The following is a 16390-nucleotide window of genomic DNA, read 5'->3' as shown; positions in this document are numbered from 1 at the left end:
GTCGTCATGATTGAGGCCTTGATGCCTTTTCCTGCAATCCGGACTGACCTGTCCGTCTCTCCAACTCCGCAAAGACATCGGAGAGAGGGATATCGGCGATCTTGAGGACCACGAGAAGATGATAAAGCAGATCGGCTGCCTCGTCCGTCAGGTTCTTGCGATCCTGCGAGATCGCCGCGATCACCGTTTCGACCGCCTCTTCGCCGAGCTTCTTGGCGGCCTTGGCTTGGCCAGCAGCAAAAAGCTTGGCCGTCCAGGATTGATCAGGCGATGCGCTGGCGCGTTCGGCAACGATGCGCTCGAGATCGGAAAGGGAAAACCCGCTCATGCTGCTTGTCCTTTCAAAGATCAGTCGAGACGCATGGCAATGCCATGATCGGCCATATAGGCCTTGGCTTGCCCGATCGTATAGGTGCCGAAGTGGAAGATCGACGCCGCCAGAACCGCTGTCGCATGGCCTTCCTTCACGCCCGCTACCAGATCATCCAGATTTCCGACACCGCCGGAAGCGATCACCGGAACACGAACCTGATCGGCAATGGTGCGGGTCAACGCGATGTCGTAGCCGCTCTTCGTGCCGTCGCGATCCATGGAGGTGATCAGCAATTCGCCGGCACCACGCTCCACCATCTTCACGGCAAATTCCACCGCATCGATGCCTGTCGGTTGGCGTCCGCCATGGGTAAAGATTTCCCAGCGATCGGCTTCGTCGTTAGCCGACACTTTCTTGGCGTCGATGGAGACAACGATGCACTGATTGCCGAACTTATCCGCCGCCTGGGCGACGAAATCCGGGTCTTTGACCGCTGCCGAATTGATCGACACTTTGTCGGCACCGCAGAGCAGAAGCTTGCGAATATCCGACACGGCACGAACGCCGCCCCCCACCGTCACCGGCATGAAGCAGTGATCGGCGGTGCGTGACACCACATCGAAAATCGTTTCACGATTGTCGGAAGAGGCGGTGATGTCGAGAAAGCAAAGCTCATCGGCACCGGCCGCATCATAGGCTTTCGCCGCCTCGACCGGATCGCCGGCGTCGATCAGATCGACGAAGTTCACGCCCTTGACGACGCGACCGTCTTTTACGTCAAGGCAGGGGATAATGCGTGCTTTCAGTGTCATGCCCGTGCCTCCTTGATCAGCGCCAGTGCCTCTGCCGGATCGATGCGCCCGTCATAGAGCGCGCGCCCGGAAATGGCGCCTTCCAGCTTTGCCGCATCCGGCTCCAGCATGCGCTTGATATCGTCGATGGAGGCAAGCCCGCCGGATGCGATCACCGGAATGGACACCGCATTGGCAAGCTCGAGTGTCGAGGCCCAGTTGATTCCTGCCAGAATGCCGTCACGGTCGATATCGGTGTAGATGATCGCGGCAACGCCTGCCCCTTCGAAGCGCTTGGCAAGCTCGATCACGCCAAGTTCGGAGGCTTCTGCCCAGCCTTCCACCGCAACCTTGCCGCCCTTGGCATCGATTCCCACCGCAACCTGGCCGGGGAAGCGCTTGCAGGCTTCCAGAACCAGGACCGGATCGCGCACCGCAACGGTGCCGAGGATGACGCGTGCGAGACCGCGGCTCAGCCAAGCCTCGATATGCTCCAGTGTGCGGATACCGCCGCCGAGCTGCACCGGGTTCCTGGTGGATTTCAAAATGGCGTCGACCGCCTCGCCATTGACGGTCTGGCCGGCAAAGGCGCCGTTCAGATCCACCACATGCAGCCACTCGAAGCCCTGATCCTCGAAGGCCTTGGCCTGCGCGCCGGGATCGGAGTTGTAGACGGTGGCCTGGTCCATATCGCCGAGTTTGAGGCGAACGCACTGGCCGTCCTTGAGGTCGATTGCGGGAAAAAGGATCATGTCAGGGCTTCCAGCGGAGGAAATTCGAAATGAGGGCAAGGCCAAGGCTCTGACTCTTTTCCGGATGGAATTGGGCACCAGCCATGTTGTCGTGCCCAACGAAGGCGGTCATCGCGCCACCGTAATTGGTGGTGGCGATCACGTCATTCCGGTGCCTGGCTGCCAGATGATAGGAGTGGACGAAGTAGGCGTGCAAGCCGTCGGGGCCGGTCTTGATACCATCGAAGAGCGGGTGAGGGCGGTGCAGCTCCAGCGTATTCCAGCCGATCTGCGGAATTTTGAGAGCCGGGTCAGATGGCGTCATCTCCACCACATCGCCTTCGATCCAGCCAAGCCCCTCGGTCACTGTCTTCTCAAGGCCGCGAGAGGACATGAGCTGCATGCCGACGCAGACGCCGAGGAAGGGATGACCCTTCTTCTCCACCACGTCGATCAGCGCTTCATGCATGCCCGTCACCGCACCCAATCCGGCGCGGCAATCGGCATAGGCGCCGACACCTGGCAGCACGATACGGTCTGCAGACGCCACGCTTTCAGGCTTGTCGGTCAGGTCGATTGTCGCGTCGATGCCGGCTTCCCGCGCCGCGCGCTCGAACGCCTTCGTCGCAGATCGAAGGTTGCCGGAGCCATAATCGATAATTGCCACACGCATATCAGCGCCTTCCATTCAAATCGAATTGAAACGAGCCCGCGGGATCGTTCGTCATGAAGCCGCCCACCCGATCACCGGTCTTCCACTCAGGCTGCGACAACGTCATATGCGCATCGTCCTGTTCGGGCAGGTTCGAAAAATACATCTCTTCCGCCGTCGAAAGATCAAGTGCCACGATCACGTCCTTCAGCGTCCAGCCCTTGGCAATCAAATGACGCTGAAGCAGGTTGCGACCTTCGAATCCGGCTATCAACCCTGCCGTGATGGTGAATAGGAGGCCCACTATGCCGAGGCCATCGAGCCTCGACACCTGACCGGCGGCGACCTGCAGAATGACGACGGAGACGGCAATCCACCACATGCGATGGATGGCAAACCAGAGCCACGGAAACAGCAAAGCAAGCCACGAAAATCTGTCCGCGATGAAGCGAGTGGTGCGGTGATCCCTGTCGGGTCCGCCCGGTGCTTCCAGAACAAGATAAGATGTCATTGGCGTTCCTGACGACGTTCAGAGCAGCACCGGTCTCGGTTGCTCTTCATGTTTCACCGGATCAGGCCAGCATGCCCTTCGTTGAAGGAATGCGACCTGCCTGCCTGGGATCGATTTCGGTGGCGCTGCGCAATACGCGCGCAACCGCCTTGAAGCACGTCTCGGCGATATGATGGTTGTTGGCGCCGTAATGGTTGAGAATATGCAGCGTGATCCCGGCATTCTGCGCCAGCGCCTGGAAGAATTCGCGCACCAGTTCCGTATCGAATGTACCGATCTTCGGTGCGGAAAATTGCACGTTCCAGACCAGGAAGGGCCTGCCGGAAATATCGACGGCAGCCTTCGTCATCGTCTCGTCCATGGCAAGGTCGAGCGAGGCATAACGCGTGATGCCCTTGCGGTCGCCCAAGGCTTTGGCAATCGCCTGGCCGATGGCAATACCGGTGTCTTCGACCGTGTGGTGATCGTCGATATGAAGGTCGCCCTTCACGTCGATCTCCATGTCGATCAGCGAATGGCGGCTCAGCTGGTCCAGCATATGATCGAAAAAGCCGACGCCTGTCGAAATTTTCGCCGTACCCGTTCCATCGATATTCACGCGGACCGAGACGGAGGTCTCATTGGTCTTGCGGGAAATCTCGGCTGTGCGCTCTGCCATTGCGGCTGCTCCTTGGACAATCTGGCCGTTCCTTACCAGCCTGCACCTCAAATATCCAGTCATTCCATCGTCTTGTGCGTGCCGCCTGGGTGCTACGGTTAAGCAAGATTGCAATCGGCAAAACGGGACTTACATAATTTGCGAAAAGGACCGCAGCCGATCAGCGGTTCGATAGCTTTAGATGCAAGGCCCGGATGGGCAGACAGGTGCTTTATGACAACAATCATTACAGTGAGAAAGGGCGGCAAGGTCGTCATGGCCGGCGACGGACAGGTCAGCCTTGGCCAGACCGTGATGAAGGGCAACGCCCGCAAGGTGCGTCGCATCGGCAAGGGCGAAGTGATCGCCGGTTTCGCTGGTGCCACGGCAGACGCCTTCACGCTTCTCGACCGGCTGGAAAAGAAGCTGGAGCAATATCAAGGCCAGCTGATGCGCGCCGCGGTCGAACTCGCCAAGGATTGGCGAACAGACAAATATCTGCGCAATCTCGAAGCCATGATGCTCGTCGCCGACAAGTCGATCACGCTTGCCATCACCGGCAATGGCGATGTTCTGGAACCCGAGCATGGCGCAATCGCTATCGGCTCGGGCGGCAACTACGCCTTTGCCGCGGCACGTGCCTTGATGGATTCGGATAAGTCCGCCGAAGAGGTTGCCCGTCAGGCGCTCGATATCGCCGCGGACATCTGCGTCTACACCAACCACAATCTCGTCATTGAAACGTTGGACGCTGAATAAGCGCACGGATCACCAACCCATGGTTCCTGCGGGCCGGGCCGTCATGGCTGGCCGCAACAGGAAGCCGAAAGGATCGAAATGACCACTTTTTCTCCCCGGGAGATCGTCTCGGAACTGGACCGCTACATCATCGGTCAGCATGATGCCAAGCGCGCGGTCGCCATTGCGCTTCGTAATCGCTGGCGCCGCCAGCAGCTCGATGAGAGCCTGCGCGACGAGGTTATGCCGAAGAACATTCTGATGATTGGCCCGACCGGTGTCGGCAAGACCGAAATCTCAAGACGCCTGGCAAAGCTCGCCGGTGCGCCCTTCATCAAGGTGGAAGCGACGAAATTCACCGAAGTCGGCTATGTCGGCCGGGATGTTGAACAGATCATCCGCGATCTGGTCGAGATCGGTATCGGCCTTGTGCGCGAAAAGATGCGCGCCGAGGTCCAGGCCAAGGCTCATGCCAGTGCAGAGGAGCGCGTTCTTGACGCTCTCGTCGGGCAGACTGCGTCGCCCGCCACCCGTGACAGCTTCCGCAAGAAGCTTCGCGATGGCGAACTCGACAAGAAGGAAATCGATATCGAGGTGGCCGATACCGGCTCCGGCATGCCCGGCTTCGAGATCCCCGGCATGCCGGGCGCCAATATCGGCGTGCTCAACCTGTCTGAAATGTTCGGCAAGGCCATGGGCGGGCGCACCAAGAAGGTCCGCACCTCGGTGGAGAAATCCTATGCCGAACTGATTCGCGACGAGTCCGACAAGCTTCTGGACAACGAGCAAATCCAGCGCGAAGCGGTCAAATCGGTCGAAAATGATGGCATCGTCTTCCTCGACGAAATCGACAAGATCGCCGCCCGCGATGGTGGCATGGGAGCCGGCGTCTCTCGCGAAGGCGTGCAGCGCGATCTCCTGCCGCTGGTCGAAGGCACCACAGTCTCGACGAAGTACGGACCGGTAAAGACGGATCACATCCTCTTCATCGCGTCCGGCGCCTTCCATGTGGCAAAGCCCTCCGATCTTCTGCCTGAACTTCAGGGCCGCCTGCCTATCCGCGTGGAGCTGAAGCCGCTGACAAAGGAAGACTTCCGCCGCATTCTAACTGAAACCGAAGCGAGCCTGATCCGCCAGTATAAGGCGCTGATGGCAACCGAAGAACTCGATCTGGATTTCACCGACGATGCCATCGATGCATTGGCCGACGTGGCGGTCCACCTCAATTCATCGGTCGAAAACATCGGTGCGCGCCGTCTGCAAACGGTCATGGAGCGTGTTCTCGACGAAATCTCCTTCAACGCGCCCGATCGCGGTGGCTCGTCGGTCAAGATCGACGACGCCTACGTCAAGGAACATGTGGGCGATATCGCCGCCGATACGGATCTGTCGCGCTACATTCTTTAAGGCAGACCCGAGAATAATTTTCAAAAATCAGAGGGAGTGCGGCAAATCTTGCCGCACTCTTATTTTACCGGCCTTCTCTCGACATGTGGCATCGCTTTTCGTTAATGAATGTCCAAAGTCGATCCTCTGGATTACTCCGGCATGAGAGCCGGCAAGAGAAAAGGCATCCGCTCGTGCGCAAAACCCTCCTGGCATTGGCCGCGCTTCTGGCCATTGGCACCGTTCTCCCGTCCTATGCTGAGGCCGCGACGCTTGTGCCGCCTGGTAACCGTAATGCGGAACAACCGGGTGTTCCGGGTGCCTCGGCGCGCCGTACCAAGGGCTCGAACTCTACCTACGAGCGAAAATACCAGAAGGTCTACGAACTTCTGTCCAGCGACAAGCAGCTGATCTCCAAGATCAAATCGACGGCAAGCCGCTATGGCATTGATCCGATCCACATGGTCGGCGCGATCGTTGGCGAACACACCTACAATGTCGATGCCTATGATCGCCTGCAGTCTTACTATGTGAAGGCAGCGTCCTACGCGGGCAACAGCTTCCGCTTCGGCTATAAGGATGAAACGATCGCGCAGTTTCTGACGCATTCGCAATTTGCCAAATGTCAGTCGAAAAGCGATTCCTACGGCCTGTGGAATTGTCGAGAAGATGTCTGGGAGGCGAGCTTCCGCGGAAAGACGGTCGATGGCGTCAGCTATCCCGACAACCGCTTCAGCGCCGTGTTCTTTCAGCCCTTCTATGCCGGCCAGACATTCGGGCTGGGACAGATCAATCCGCTGACGGCGCTCATGCTGTCGGATACGGTGGCGCGTACCTCTGGCTATGAGAAGCTGGACGAGAACGATGCCTCTGCCGTCTATACGGCCATCATGGATCCTGATCATTCGCTTGCCTACATGGCGGCTGCGATCCGCAAATCCATCGATGACTACAAGTCGATCGCCGACATGGATATTTCCAGAAATCCTGGCCTGACATCAACGCTCTACAATCTCGGCGGCTCACAGCAGCGGGCTGCTGCACTGGCGCAGAAGAACCGCCAAAGCGGCGGTACGGTCTGGCCGGAAGAGAATTATTATGGCTGGCTGATCAATGAGAAGCTGCCAGAGTTGCAGAAGCTTCTCTAACTGGAACAGGTTTTTAAGATTATTTCCTGAACAGAAAAAATCTTTGATGCATAGCGACGGTTGACGGAGGCTGGGTACAGCCTCCACTCTATGGACAATGATCATAGGGAGATATGTTGTGAGCCGCATCGAGCATAATGGACTGTCATTCGACGAGACGCTCTACCAGTTTTTGAAGGATGAGGTTCTGCCCGAGACGGGGCTGAACGCCGACACCTTCTTCGACGGTTTCTCTGCGATTGTTCACGATCTTGCGCCAAAGAACAAAGAGCTCCTCGCCAAGCGCGACGCCTTCCAGGAAAAACTCGATGAATGGTACCGCCAGAACGGCGCGCCCTCCGACCTCCCAGCCTACGAGGCCTATCTGCGCGAGATCGGCTACATCGTTCCGGAAGGCGCGGCCTTCAAGGTCAACACCCAGAACGTCGATCCCGAAATTGCCGAACTTGCCGGGCCGCAGCTCGTCGTACCGGTGATGAATGCGCGCTACGCGCTGAACGCCGCCAATGCCCGCTGGGGCTCGCTTTACGATGCGCTTTACGGCACGGATGCGATTGCCGAAGACGACGGCGCCGAAAAGGGCCGGGGCTACAATCCCCGTCGGGGCGAAAAGGTCATCGCCTGGGCAAGATCATTCCTCGACGGCTCCGTACCGCTTGCGAGCGGCAAATGGGCGGATGTCAGCAGCTTGCGCGTGGTTGACGGTGCCTTGGTCATCGACCTGGACGGCAGTTCGACAACCCCTGCCGATCAGGCACATTTCGCCGGCTTCGATGGCGATGCGTCAAAGCCATCCGCTGTTTTGCTGAAAACCAACGGCATCCATATCGAAATCGTCGTCGATCCCACCACTGCCATCGGCAAGGCTGATCGCGCCGGCATCTCCGATGTCATCCTCGAATCGGCACTGACCACCATCATGGACTGCGAGGATTCCGTCGCGGCTGTGGATGCCGAGGACAAGCTGGTCGTCTATCGCAACTGGCTTGGCCTGATGCGCGGCGATTTGACCGAGGAGGTCTCCAAGGGCGGGGAAACCTTTACCCGTCGTTTGAACCCCGACCGAAATTATACCGCGCGCAACGGAACGGCTCTGACGCTTCCCGGCCGCTCGCTGATGCTGGTGCGCAATGTCGGCCACCTGATGACGAACCCCGCTATCCTAGACCGTAATGGCCAGGAAGTTCCGGAAGGCATCATGGATGCGGTCATCACCGGTCTGATTGCGCTTTACGATGTCGGCCCGATCGGTCGCCACCAGAACTCGCGCGCCGGATCGATGTATGTGGTGAAGCCGAAGATGCACGGCCCGGAAGAAGTCGCCTTCGCAGCTGAGATCTTCACCCGCGTTGAACAGCTTGTCGGCATGCGGCCCAACACCATGAAAATGGGCATCATGGATGAGGAGCGCCGCACGACCGTCAACCTCAAGGAATGCATTCGCGCCGCCAAGGACCGCGTCGTCTTCATCAATACCGGGTTCCTCGATCGCACTGGCGATGAAATCCACACCTCGATGGAAGCGGGCCCGATGATCCGCAAGGGCGACATGAAGCAGGCCGCCTGGATTGCGGCGTATGAGAACTGGAATGTCGATATTGGTCTCGAATGCGGCCTGTCCGGTCATGCGCAGATCGGCAAGGGTATGTGGGCCATGCCCGACCTGATGGCTGCCATGCTGGAGCAGAAGATCGCCCACCCCAAGGCGGGTGCCAACACAGCCTGGGTGCCCTCGCCAACGGCCGCAACGCTGCATGCGACGCATTATCACAAGGTCGACGTCGCCCAGGTGCAGGAAGGGTTGAAAAGCCGCGGTCGTGCCAAGCTCGCCGATATTCTCTCTGTTCCCGTCGCGGTTCGCCCCAACTGGACGCCTGAAGAAATCCAGCGTGAACTGGATAACAACGCCCAGGGTATTCTGGGCTATGTCGTGCGCTGGGTCGATCAGGGTGTCGGTTGCTCCAAAGTGCCGGACATCAACAATATCGGCCTGATGGAAGACCGCGCGACGCTGCGCATCTCGGCCCAGCACATGGCAAACTGGCTGCGCCATGGTGTGGTCTCGGAGGAGCAGATCGTCGAGACCATGAAGCGCATGGCCACTATCGTCGATCAGCAGAATGCTGGCGATGCGGCCTACACGCCCATGGCAGGCAACTTCGACGATTCGGTTGCGTTCCAGGCGGCAGTGGAACTGGTATTGAAGGGCAGGGCGCAGCCGAACGGCTATACCGAGCCAGTCCTTCACCGTCGCCGCCTTGAACTGAAGGCGAAACAACGCGCCTGAGAGCATCCTCTCACCGTCTGGGATGCGCGCTGATCGGCAGGCATCTCAGACCGGAAACAAAAAAAGCCGCCGGGAGATCCACGGCGGCTTTTTCAATACTCAGGATCCGGAAATTACTGGATCACGATAACCTTGGAGCTGCGGCCTGGACGGATGCGGCTGTAGAGATCGATCACGTCCTGGTTGATCATGCGAATGCAGCCGGAAGAGGCAGCGGTGCCGATCGAGGCCCATTCAGGCGAACCGTGGATACGGAACAACGTATCCTGGCCCTGTTCGTTGAAGAGATACATGGCGCGCGCACCGAGCGGATTGCTGATGCCGGGACCCATGCCGTTTTCGACATATCTGGCCACTTCAGGCTTGCGAGCGGCCATTTCCTTCGGCGGATGCCAGGTTGGCCATTCCTGCTTCCAGGCCACATAGGCTTCACCAGCCCAGGCAAAACCCTGCTTGCCGACGCCGATGCCGTAACGCACGGCCTTGCCGCCGGGCAGGATGTAATAAAGGAAGCGCTCGCGGGTGTTGACAATCACCGTGCCCGGCTTTTCAGCGGTTTCATAGTTCACGATCTGGCGATGAAACTTCTTGTCAACGCGGTTGATCGGAATGGCGGGCAGGGCGTAACCAGCGTCCGTTGTCGCGCCGTAAACTTCATCGCCGAAGATCTGGGCGGTCTCGACGACAACCGGAGCAGCGAGCGGGCGGGCGGAAGAGGTTTCAGTCGTTGTGGACGCGCAGCCGGTCAGCGCAAGGATGGACGACAGGCCGAGTGCAGTCAATGAAGTGCGAATGCGCATGGTGTTCTCGCGGAAAATTCGCTTATATAAGCGGTGCATGAAGCGATATTGGATCATCGGGTTATTTTCGATTAATCCATGCTTTGCAAGCCATCGCACCGCAGCAAGATTACCGCTTGTGCGAATATGCTGCTTCATGGTCTTTTTGCAACAATTTCGGGGGCCTTTTCCAGAATCCGTCCATGACTATTCTTTCCTTTACCAATAACAACCCGTTAATCGACGGTCGCCAATCTGAGAAAGCCATGCTTGTGCGCCGGGGCGTGCAGGTATTGCTGAATGAGATGCGGCACTCCGTTCTGCCAGAGCTCGCGCTATCCAGCGGCCGGCGTGCGGATCTCATCAGCCTGTCGGTCAAAGGGGAAATCTGGATCATCGAGATCAAATCCTCGATCGAGGATTTCAGGGTGGACCGCAAATGGCCGGATTATCGGCTGCACTGCGACCGGCTGTTCTTCGCCACACACGCTGGCGTCCCGCTCGATATCTTTCCCGAAGAGTGCGGCCTTTTTCTCTCGGATGGATATGGCGCCCATATGGTGCGCGAGGCGCCGGAACATAAGCTGGCGCCGGCCACGCGCAAATCTTTGATGCTGGATTTCTCCAGGACCGCTGCCCGCCGCCTGATGATGGCGGAATGGTCCACCGGCACCAGCTACTCGGACTGATCCGTAGCCCGTTGCTTACTTGGGCGCGCGCTTGGCCAGAATGCGCTGCAGCGTGCGGCGGTGCATGTTCAGCCGTCGTGCCGTCTCCGAGACGTTGCGCTCGCACATTTCATAGACGCGCTGAATGTGCTCCCATCGTACCCGGTCGGCGGACATCGGGTTTTCCGGCACTTCCATCCGGTCGCCTTCGCGCTGTGTCAGCGCGTTGAAGACATCGTCGGCATCCGCAGGTTTTGCCAGATAGTCAAGCGCACCAAGCTTCACGGCAGTGACAGCGGTCGCAATATTTCCATAGCCGGTCAGCACGACGATTTGCGTGTCATCGCGATGCTGGCGAATGGCCTCGATCACTTCCAATCCATTGCCGTCGCCGAGCCGCAGGTCCACCACCGCATATTTTGGCGGCGCGCTCTTCGATTTTTCGATGCCTTCACTCACCGATTCGGCGGTGTCCACCACAAAGCCACGCGCCTCCATGGCGCGCGCCAGACGGCGCAGGAAGGGACCGTCATCATCGACAACCAGCAGCGACTTATCCGGACCGATCGCATCCGAAGCCGTTATCGCCTCTTCTTCGTGCTTCTGTCCGTCATCAGCCATGGTCGTTTCCTTCGGTCATTCTGTTATCTTTCGGCGATCATATCCCTCATGCGCCACAAGCGCCACAAGCGTGAGAGTTTCCTTAGAGACTTCAGATCACCGGCTCTTATTATCTTCCATGACCGATCGCGGCCAGACGACGGTAACCCTCGCACCTGCGGCATTTGGTCCACGATTTTCGAATGTCAGTGAGGCCCCGGATCGCTCCAGCAACGTCTTGGCAATGAAGAGACCAAGTCCGAGCCCTCCAGCCGTCGCATCATTGTGCCTTTTGGTCACATAAGGATCGCCGATCCGTGAGAGAATATCCGGCGAATAGCCGTCGCCATCGTCCTCGATCGTCACCATCACCTGCTGCTGATCATGCGCCACGGTGACGGTCACCATATCCTTGGCGTAATCGACGGCGTTTTCCAGCAGATTGCCAAGACCGTAAAGGATTCCGGCATTGCGGGCACCTACAGGTTCATCCGCCCGTCCGGACTTTTCCACCAGCTTGAGTTTCACGCCGAATTCTCTGTGCGGTGCCATCACTTCCTCGATCAAAGAGGAGAGCGGAAGCCGGCGAATATGTTCCTCGCCTTCGGCAGAAAGCGATGTCAGCCGGCGCAGAATATCGCGGCATCGCTCGCTCTGACTGCGTAGAAGCGCGACATCCTCGCTGAAGCGCTCGTCCTTTCCAAGCTCGCGTTGCATCTCCTTGGCGACCACGCTGATGGTTGCAAGCGGCGTACCCAACTCGTGGGCTGCGGCTGCGGCGAGACCATCCAGTTGCGACAGGTGCTTTTCCCGCTCCAGCACCAGTTCGGTCGCAGCAAGCGCATCGGCAAGCTGATTGGCTTCATGCGAAACGCGGTAGGCATAGAAGGCTGCAAACAACATCATTGCCACGATCGAGCACCAGATGCCGATATGGATGATGAGCTGGATCGGCAATTCTTCCCCCGGATACCAGGGAACCGGAAACGGCGAAAATGCAATCGCTGTTGCGCAAACCAGCGCGAAGAACAGCAAAACGAGAGAATGTTTCAGCGGCTGCGAGGCAAAGGCAATGATGACCTGAACGCAGATCAGCGGCGCGAATGGGTTGGACAATCCGCCGGTAATATAGATCAGCGCCGTCAATTGCAGCAGGTCGAAGGCAAGCAGAAGCGTCGCCTCCCAGGGCTCCAGACGATAGGTCGCCGGAAACCGAGCCGATAGAAAGAGGTTGGCAGTGGCAAGGGCCGCTATAAGAAGCGCGCAGGTTAGCAGCGGCAGGGGAAAGCCAAGACCAAACGCAACGATCAGAAGCGTGGTGCTCTGCCCGGCCACGGCAAGCCAGCGCAGCCAGACAATGGTCTGCAGCCTGATCTGCCTGCTGGCGCGGCCAAACCGTGTCGTTTCTACAGGCTGCTTTGCCATTGGTGCCTCTTAATCATCTCAGGTGCCGCGCGGCTTGGCGCGATGTGTGGCTTGCGCGGATGCCGGATCTTCCGGCCAGGGATGACGCGGATAACGCCCGCGCATATCCGCGCGCACGTCCTTCCAGGAGCCCGCCCAGAACCCTGGCAAATCCCGCGTGGTCTGTATCGGCCTGTGGGCAGGCGAGGTCAATTCCAGCAACAGTGGCAATTTGCCGCCTGCCACACTCGGGTGATCCTTCAAGCCGAAGAGCTCCTGCACGCGGATGGTCAGTGTCGGTTCCTCACCCTCATAGTGGATCGAGTGCTTTTGTCCGGTCGGCGCTTCGAAATGGGTGGGGAGCAATTTGCCAAGCTGTCGCAGCTCCTCATGCGGAACCAGCGAGCGCAGCCCATCGATGATGTTGCCGCTATTGATCTCATGGATCGTCTTGGCGTCATGCTGAAAAGGCACGAACCACTCGTCCAGCCGGTCGATCAGCGCCGCGTCACTCATATCTGGCCATGGCGCACCGACACTGCGGTGAAGAAAGCCGAGACGATGGCGCAACTGCTGGGCCTCTTTAGAAAAGGGCACAATGCCGAGCCCATATTCGCGGATGCCGCTCGCAAGCGCTTGCGCCGCCTTCTCTCCGGTCGGGCGCGCAAGTGGTGTTTCATCGAGAATAATGGCGCCGATGCGCGAGACGCGTCTTGCCCGGACCTGACCGCTTTGCTTATCGAAGAAAAGCTGGTCCTCCTTGACGATCGCCTCTGGCAGAAATGCGTCCACATCCCGCAGTGAGATCGAAGCGGCCGCCAGAATCCTCGGGCGTGCGGCGCGGCCGACGATGTCGGCGACCACCAGCATCTTTTCGGCCGCCAGTCGCTGCGTCTCTTCCACCTCTCCACCACGTCCATTCGCCATCACATATCGACCGCGCCCACCACGCTGGAATGCGATGCGATCCGGAAAGGCATGCAACAGAAGCTGCCCGGCCGTTAGAGCTGCTGCTTCCGATCCGTCCCTTTTGCCTGGAAGGGAGGAAAGGAGCCGTTTTGCCAGTCCTTTGGCAGCGGCTGCGCGCTCCGTCTTCTCGCCCTTGAACCGGCGAAGCCGCTCTTCAAGATCGATATCGTTACCGCCAAGCCCCTGTTCAGTCAGAAGCACGGCAAGCAGCGAAGCCTCATGACCACATCCAAGCTCTTCTGCCGCGAGAACCATGGCTGCGAGGCGCGGCGGCAGGGCCATCTCGCGCATCAGCTTGCCGCGTGCGGTCATCGCGCCAGACCGGTCGAGAGCGCCAAGCCCTTGCAGCAGCGCATTCGCCTCCTTCAACGTAGACGCCGGCGGCTGATCGAGAAATTTGAGGGACGCCGGATCGCTGACACCCCAATGGGCAAGATCGAGCGCGAAACCGGAAAGGTCGCTGGAAAGAATCTGTGGCGGCGTAAAGGCAGGCAGCGCCGCTGTCTGTCCAGCGTGCCACAGACGGATGGCAATACCCGGCTCCGTTCGGCCCGCGCGGCCAGCGCGCTGGTCAGCAGACGCTCGCGAGACCTTGACTGTCTCAAGCCGGCTGATGCCAGTGGATGGCTCGAAGACGGGCAAGCGTTGCAGCCCGCTATCGATCACAATCCGCACACCGTCGATGGTGATCGAGGTCTCCGCAATCGAGGTTGCCAGCACGATCTTTCGCCGACCGCTTTCCGCTGGCTTGATCGCCGCGTCCTGTTCTTTCTGCGAGAGGTTTCCATAGAGCGGGATCACCTGCGTATCCGGGTCGAAGCGGCCCTCCAATCTCTCAGCGGTGCGCTTGATCTCCGCTTGACCTGGAAGAAAGGCGAGGATCGAACCGGTCTCTGCGGCATGCGCCTCGATGATCGCCCGCGCCACCTTGTCTTCGACCCGCTCCTGTCCGGCTTTGTCTTCGTAGCGTATATCGACCGGAAAGCTGCGGCCGAGACTGGTGATGACCGGCGCATCATCGAGCAGCGCACTGATCCGCTCCGAATCCAGCGTGGCGGACATCACCAGCAAATGCAGATCATCGCGAAGGCCTGCCTGCACATCCAGCGCCAATGCGAGGCCAAAGTCGCCATCAAGCGAGCGCTCGTGAAACTCGTCGAAGATGACAACGGACACGCCGCGAAGCTCAGGATCGTCCAGAACCATCCGCGCGAACACGCCTTCGGTCACCACTTCGATTCGCGTTCTGGCAGAAACGCGATTATCGAGACGCATGCGATAGCCCACCGTGCCCCCGACATCCTCTTTCAGGAGTGACGCCATGCGGCTTGCCGCCGCTCGCGCCGCCAGTCGTCGAGGCTCCAGAAGAATGATCTTGCCGTCCCCCAGCCACTCCTGGTCGAGCAGATAAAGCGGCACCAGGGTCGTCTTGCCAGCCCCTGGCGGGGCGCAGAGGACGGCTTTCTTCGCGCGGGCGAGTTCCTGCCCCAACTCAGCCAGCACATCCGTGACCGGGAGATTGCTCGAATCCTGGATTGCCGTTTTGATCGTACTCGTCATGACGTCAGTTGGTCCGTCGCGTCACGCTTTCATAGGCAAGGATCGCGCCAGCCAGATCTTCCAGCGCCGCACCGACCGATTTGAACAGCGTGATCTCGTTATCGTTGTCTCGGCCCTTTTGACGCCCTGAAACGAGATCGGCAAGCTCTGCCTTGATATCCTCTCGCTGAAGCAGACCGGCCTCAAGCGGCTGGACGATATCGCCCCCTTCTTTAAGAGCACCATCGAAGGTGTCGACATAAACGCTTGCCAGCTGCACGGCCGCATCGTCGCTCTCACGCATGGAAGGCTTGAAGGCGCCAACGAGATCGAGATGCGCGCCCGGCTTCAGCCAGGCGCCTCGGATCAACGGCTCGTTGGAGAGCGTGGCGCAGGAAATGATATCGGCGTCCCGTGCGCCAACTTCCAGATCGGCGCAGGCAAAAGCATTGAGCCCCATCTGCCGGGCGTCAGCGGCTGCCTTTTCCGCAGAGGCCATATTCCGTCCCCATATATGGAAGGTGGAAATGTTTCGCACAGTGGCATGGGCCTGCATCAGGTTGAGCGACAGGCGCCCGGTGCCAACCATTAGGATGGACGACGCATCAGGCCGCGCGAGGTATTTTGCTGCAAGGGCGGAGGTCGCCGCAGTCCGGCGCGCCGTTAGCTCGCCGCCTTCGACCGCCGCCAGCATTTCCCCAGTCTTGCCGGAAGAGAGAAGATAGGTTCCGAAGATCGCAGGCAGGGCACGTGTACTGTTATCCGGGAAGACGGAAAGGATCTTCACACCCATATAGGAGCCAGGCACCCAGGCGGGCATCATCAGGAGCGTCGCATCCCTCTCGCCCGGCACGGCGACATCATGATGATGCCGAACTGGCATCTCGCAACCGGTGCGAAACATCGTTTCGATCGCTTCGATAAGCTGTGGCCACGCCAGTGCGTTGCGCGTTTCGTCTTCATTCAGAACCAGCATCGATTTTTCCCTTCTTCTCTTATGCGTCGAGCTTAGCATGGTGAGCGCATCATTGAAGAGATGGGCGATTTACAGAGCTGTAAAACACGCTTGATGTCAGGGTCTGAGATGCAGCCCGAAGCGTGCCCTCGAAAAAACGCAACGATTACCGTGCCTTAACAAAAAACGACAGATTTATGAAAAACCTCTGTTGACTTGTTTGGGGTGTGTCTCTTATAAGTCCGCTCACTGACGAGGGCGGCGGCGCTGCTGGCGACGAAG

16 protein-coding genes are annotated in these 16390 nt (G+C 59.0%); 5 read left to right on the top strand and 11 right to left on the bottom strand.

The window, feature by feature from the left end; genetic code table 11:
* Nucleotides 1-4: 4 nt before the first annotated feature.
* The 6 genes from EYC79_RS14420 to hisB all read right to left on the bottom strand — a co-directional run bounded on the left by EYC79_RS14420 (nucleotide 5) and on the right by hisB (nucleotide 3656).
* Nucleotides 5-328, bottom strand: coding sequence for a phosphoribosyl-ATP diphosphatase (locus tag EYC79_RS14420; RefSeq protein WP_062444624.1), 324 nt, complete (start codon nucleotides 326-328; stop codon nucleotides 5-7).
* Nucleotides 329-348: 20 nt separating this feature from the next.
* The gene (gene hisF, locus EYC79_RS14415; RefSeq protein WP_113267542.1) at nucleotides 349-1125 is read right to left on the bottom strand and encodes an imidazole glycerol phosphate synthase subunit HisF; all 777 of its coding nucleotides are present in this window, start codon (nucleotides 1123-1125) and stop codon (nucleotides 349-351) included.
* Nucleotides 1122-1856, bottom strand: coding sequence for a 1-(5-phosphoribosyl)-5-[(5-phosphoribosylamino)methylideneamino]imidazole-4-carboxamide isomerase (gene hisA, locus EYC79_RS14410; protein WP_130978427.1), 735 nt, complete (start codon nucleotides 1854-1856; stop codon nucleotides 1122-1124). Before hisA ends, hisF begins: the two co-directional genes overlap by 4 nt.
* Before the next feature lies 1 nt (nucleotide 1857).
* A complete protein-coding gene (gene hisH, locus EYC79_RS14405; RefSeq protein ID WP_130978426.1) occupies nucleotides 1858-2508 on the bottom strand; it encodes an imidazole glycerol phosphate synthase subunit HisH in 651 nt (216 codons plus the stop codon).
* 1 nt (nucleotide 2509) lies between these two features.
* Nucleotides 2510-2998 (bottom strand): DUF2628 domain-containing protein, encoded by a 489-nt coding sequence (locus tag EYC79_RS14400; RefSeq protein WP_130978425.1) that lies wholly within the window; start codon nucleotides 2996-2998, stop codon nucleotides 2510-2512.
* 61 nt (nucleotides 2999-3059) lie between these two features.
* Nucleotides 3060-3656, bottom strand: coding sequence for an imidazoleglycerol-phosphate dehydratase HisB (gene hisB, locus EYC79_RS14395; protein ID WP_062424656.1), 597 nt, complete (start codon nucleotides 3654-3656; stop codon nucleotides 3060-3062).
* Nucleotides 3657-3869: 213 nt separating this feature from the next.
* Between hisB and hslV the strand changes: the two genes are divergently transcribed.
* The 4 genes from hslV to EYC79_RS14375 all read left to right on the top strand — a co-directional run bounded on the left by hslV (nucleotide 3870) and on the right by EYC79_RS14375 (nucleotide 9194).
* Nucleotides 3870-4394: an ATP-dependent protease subunit HslV gene (gene hslV, locus EYC79_RS14390; protein WP_062444634.1), complete on the top strand. Its 525-nt coding sequence runs from the start codon at nucleotides 3870-3872 to the stop codon at nucleotides 4392-4394.
* A gap of 78 nt (nucleotides 4395-4472) precedes the next feature.
* Entirely contained in the window at nucleotides 4473-5780 is a 1308-nt protein-coding gene (hslU, locus tag EYC79_RS14385; RefSeq protein ID WP_062444636.1) for an ATP-dependent protease ATPase subunit HslU, read from the top strand.
* A gap of 173 nt (nucleotides 5781-5953) precedes the next feature.
* Nucleotides 5954-6907, top strand: a complete 954-nt coding sequence (locus EYC79_RS14380) for a DUF1402 family protein (RefSeq protein WP_130978424.1) — start codon at nucleotides 5954-5956, stop codon at nucleotides 6905-6907.
* Between the two features lie 118 nt (nucleotides 6908-7025).
* Nucleotides 7026-9194 carry a malate synthase G gene (locus tag EYC79_RS14375; RefSeq protein ID WP_165457040.1) on the top strand — a complete coding sequence of 723 codons (2169 nt, stop codon included), beginning with the start codon at nucleotides 7026-7028 and terminating at the stop codon, nucleotides 9192-9194.
* Between the two features lie 113 nt (nucleotides 9195-9307).
* Here the strand turns inward: EYC79_RS14375 and EYC79_RS14370 are convergent, their stop codons facing one another.
* A complete protein-coding gene (locus EYC79_RS14370) occupies nucleotides 9308-9994 on the bottom strand; it encodes a L,D-transpeptidase (protein WP_062424793.1) in 687 nt (228 codons plus the stop codon).
* Between the two features lie 182 nt (nucleotides 9995-10176).
* Here EYC79_RS14370 and EYC79_RS14365 point away from each other — a divergent pair, with 182 nt between their 5' ends.
* Entirely contained in the window at nucleotides 10177-10662 is a 486-nt protein-coding gene (locus tag EYC79_RS14365) for an MmcB family DNA repair protein (RefSeq protein ID WP_113326815.1), read from the top strand.
* 15 nt (nucleotides 10663-10677) lie between these two features.
* Here EYC79_RS14365 and EYC79_RS14360 read toward each other — a convergent pair whose 3' ends face one another.
* The 4 genes from EYC79_RS14360 to lhpI all read right to left on the bottom strand — a co-directional run bounded on the left by EYC79_RS14360 (nucleotide 10678) and on the right by lhpI (nucleotide 16129).
* Complete coding sequence (locus EYC79_RS14360) at nucleotides 10678-11262, bottom strand: ActR/PrrA/RegA family redox response regulator transcription factor (RefSeq protein ID WP_062597505.1); 585 nt, start codon at nucleotides 11260-11262, stop codon at nucleotides 10678-10680.
* A gap of 96 nt (nucleotides 11263-11358) precedes the next feature.
* Entirely contained in the window at nucleotides 11359-12666 is a 1308-nt protein-coding gene (locus tag EYC79_RS14355; protein ID WP_130978422.1) for an ActS/PrrB/RegB family redox-sensitive histidine kinase, read from the bottom strand.
* A gap of 18 nt (nucleotides 12667-12684) precedes the next feature.
* Nucleotides 12685-15174: an ATP-dependent helicase HrpB gene (gene hrpB / locus EYC79_RS14350; protein ID WP_130978421.1), complete on the bottom strand. Its 2490-nt coding sequence runs from the start codon at nucleotides 15172-15174 to the stop codon at nucleotides 12685-12687.
* Between the two features lie 4 nt (nucleotides 15175-15178).
* Complete coding sequence (lhpI, locus tag EYC79_RS14345) at nucleotides 15179-16129, bottom strand: bifunctional Delta(1)-pyrroline-2-carboxylate/Delta(1)-piperideine-2-carboxylate reductase (protein WP_130978420.1); 951 nt, start codon at nucleotides 16127-16129, stop codon at nucleotides 15179-15181.
* Nucleotides 16130-16390 lie beyond the last annotated feature (261 nt).

It is taken from the genome of Agrobacterium cavarae (genome assembly GCF_004310285.1).
GTDB classification, from domain to species: domain Bacteria; phylum Pseudomonadota; class Alphaproteobacteria; order Rhizobiales; family Rhizobiaceae; genus Agrobacterium; species Agrobacterium cavarae.
This window is presented reverse-complemented; position numbering and strand designations above follow the sequence as displayed.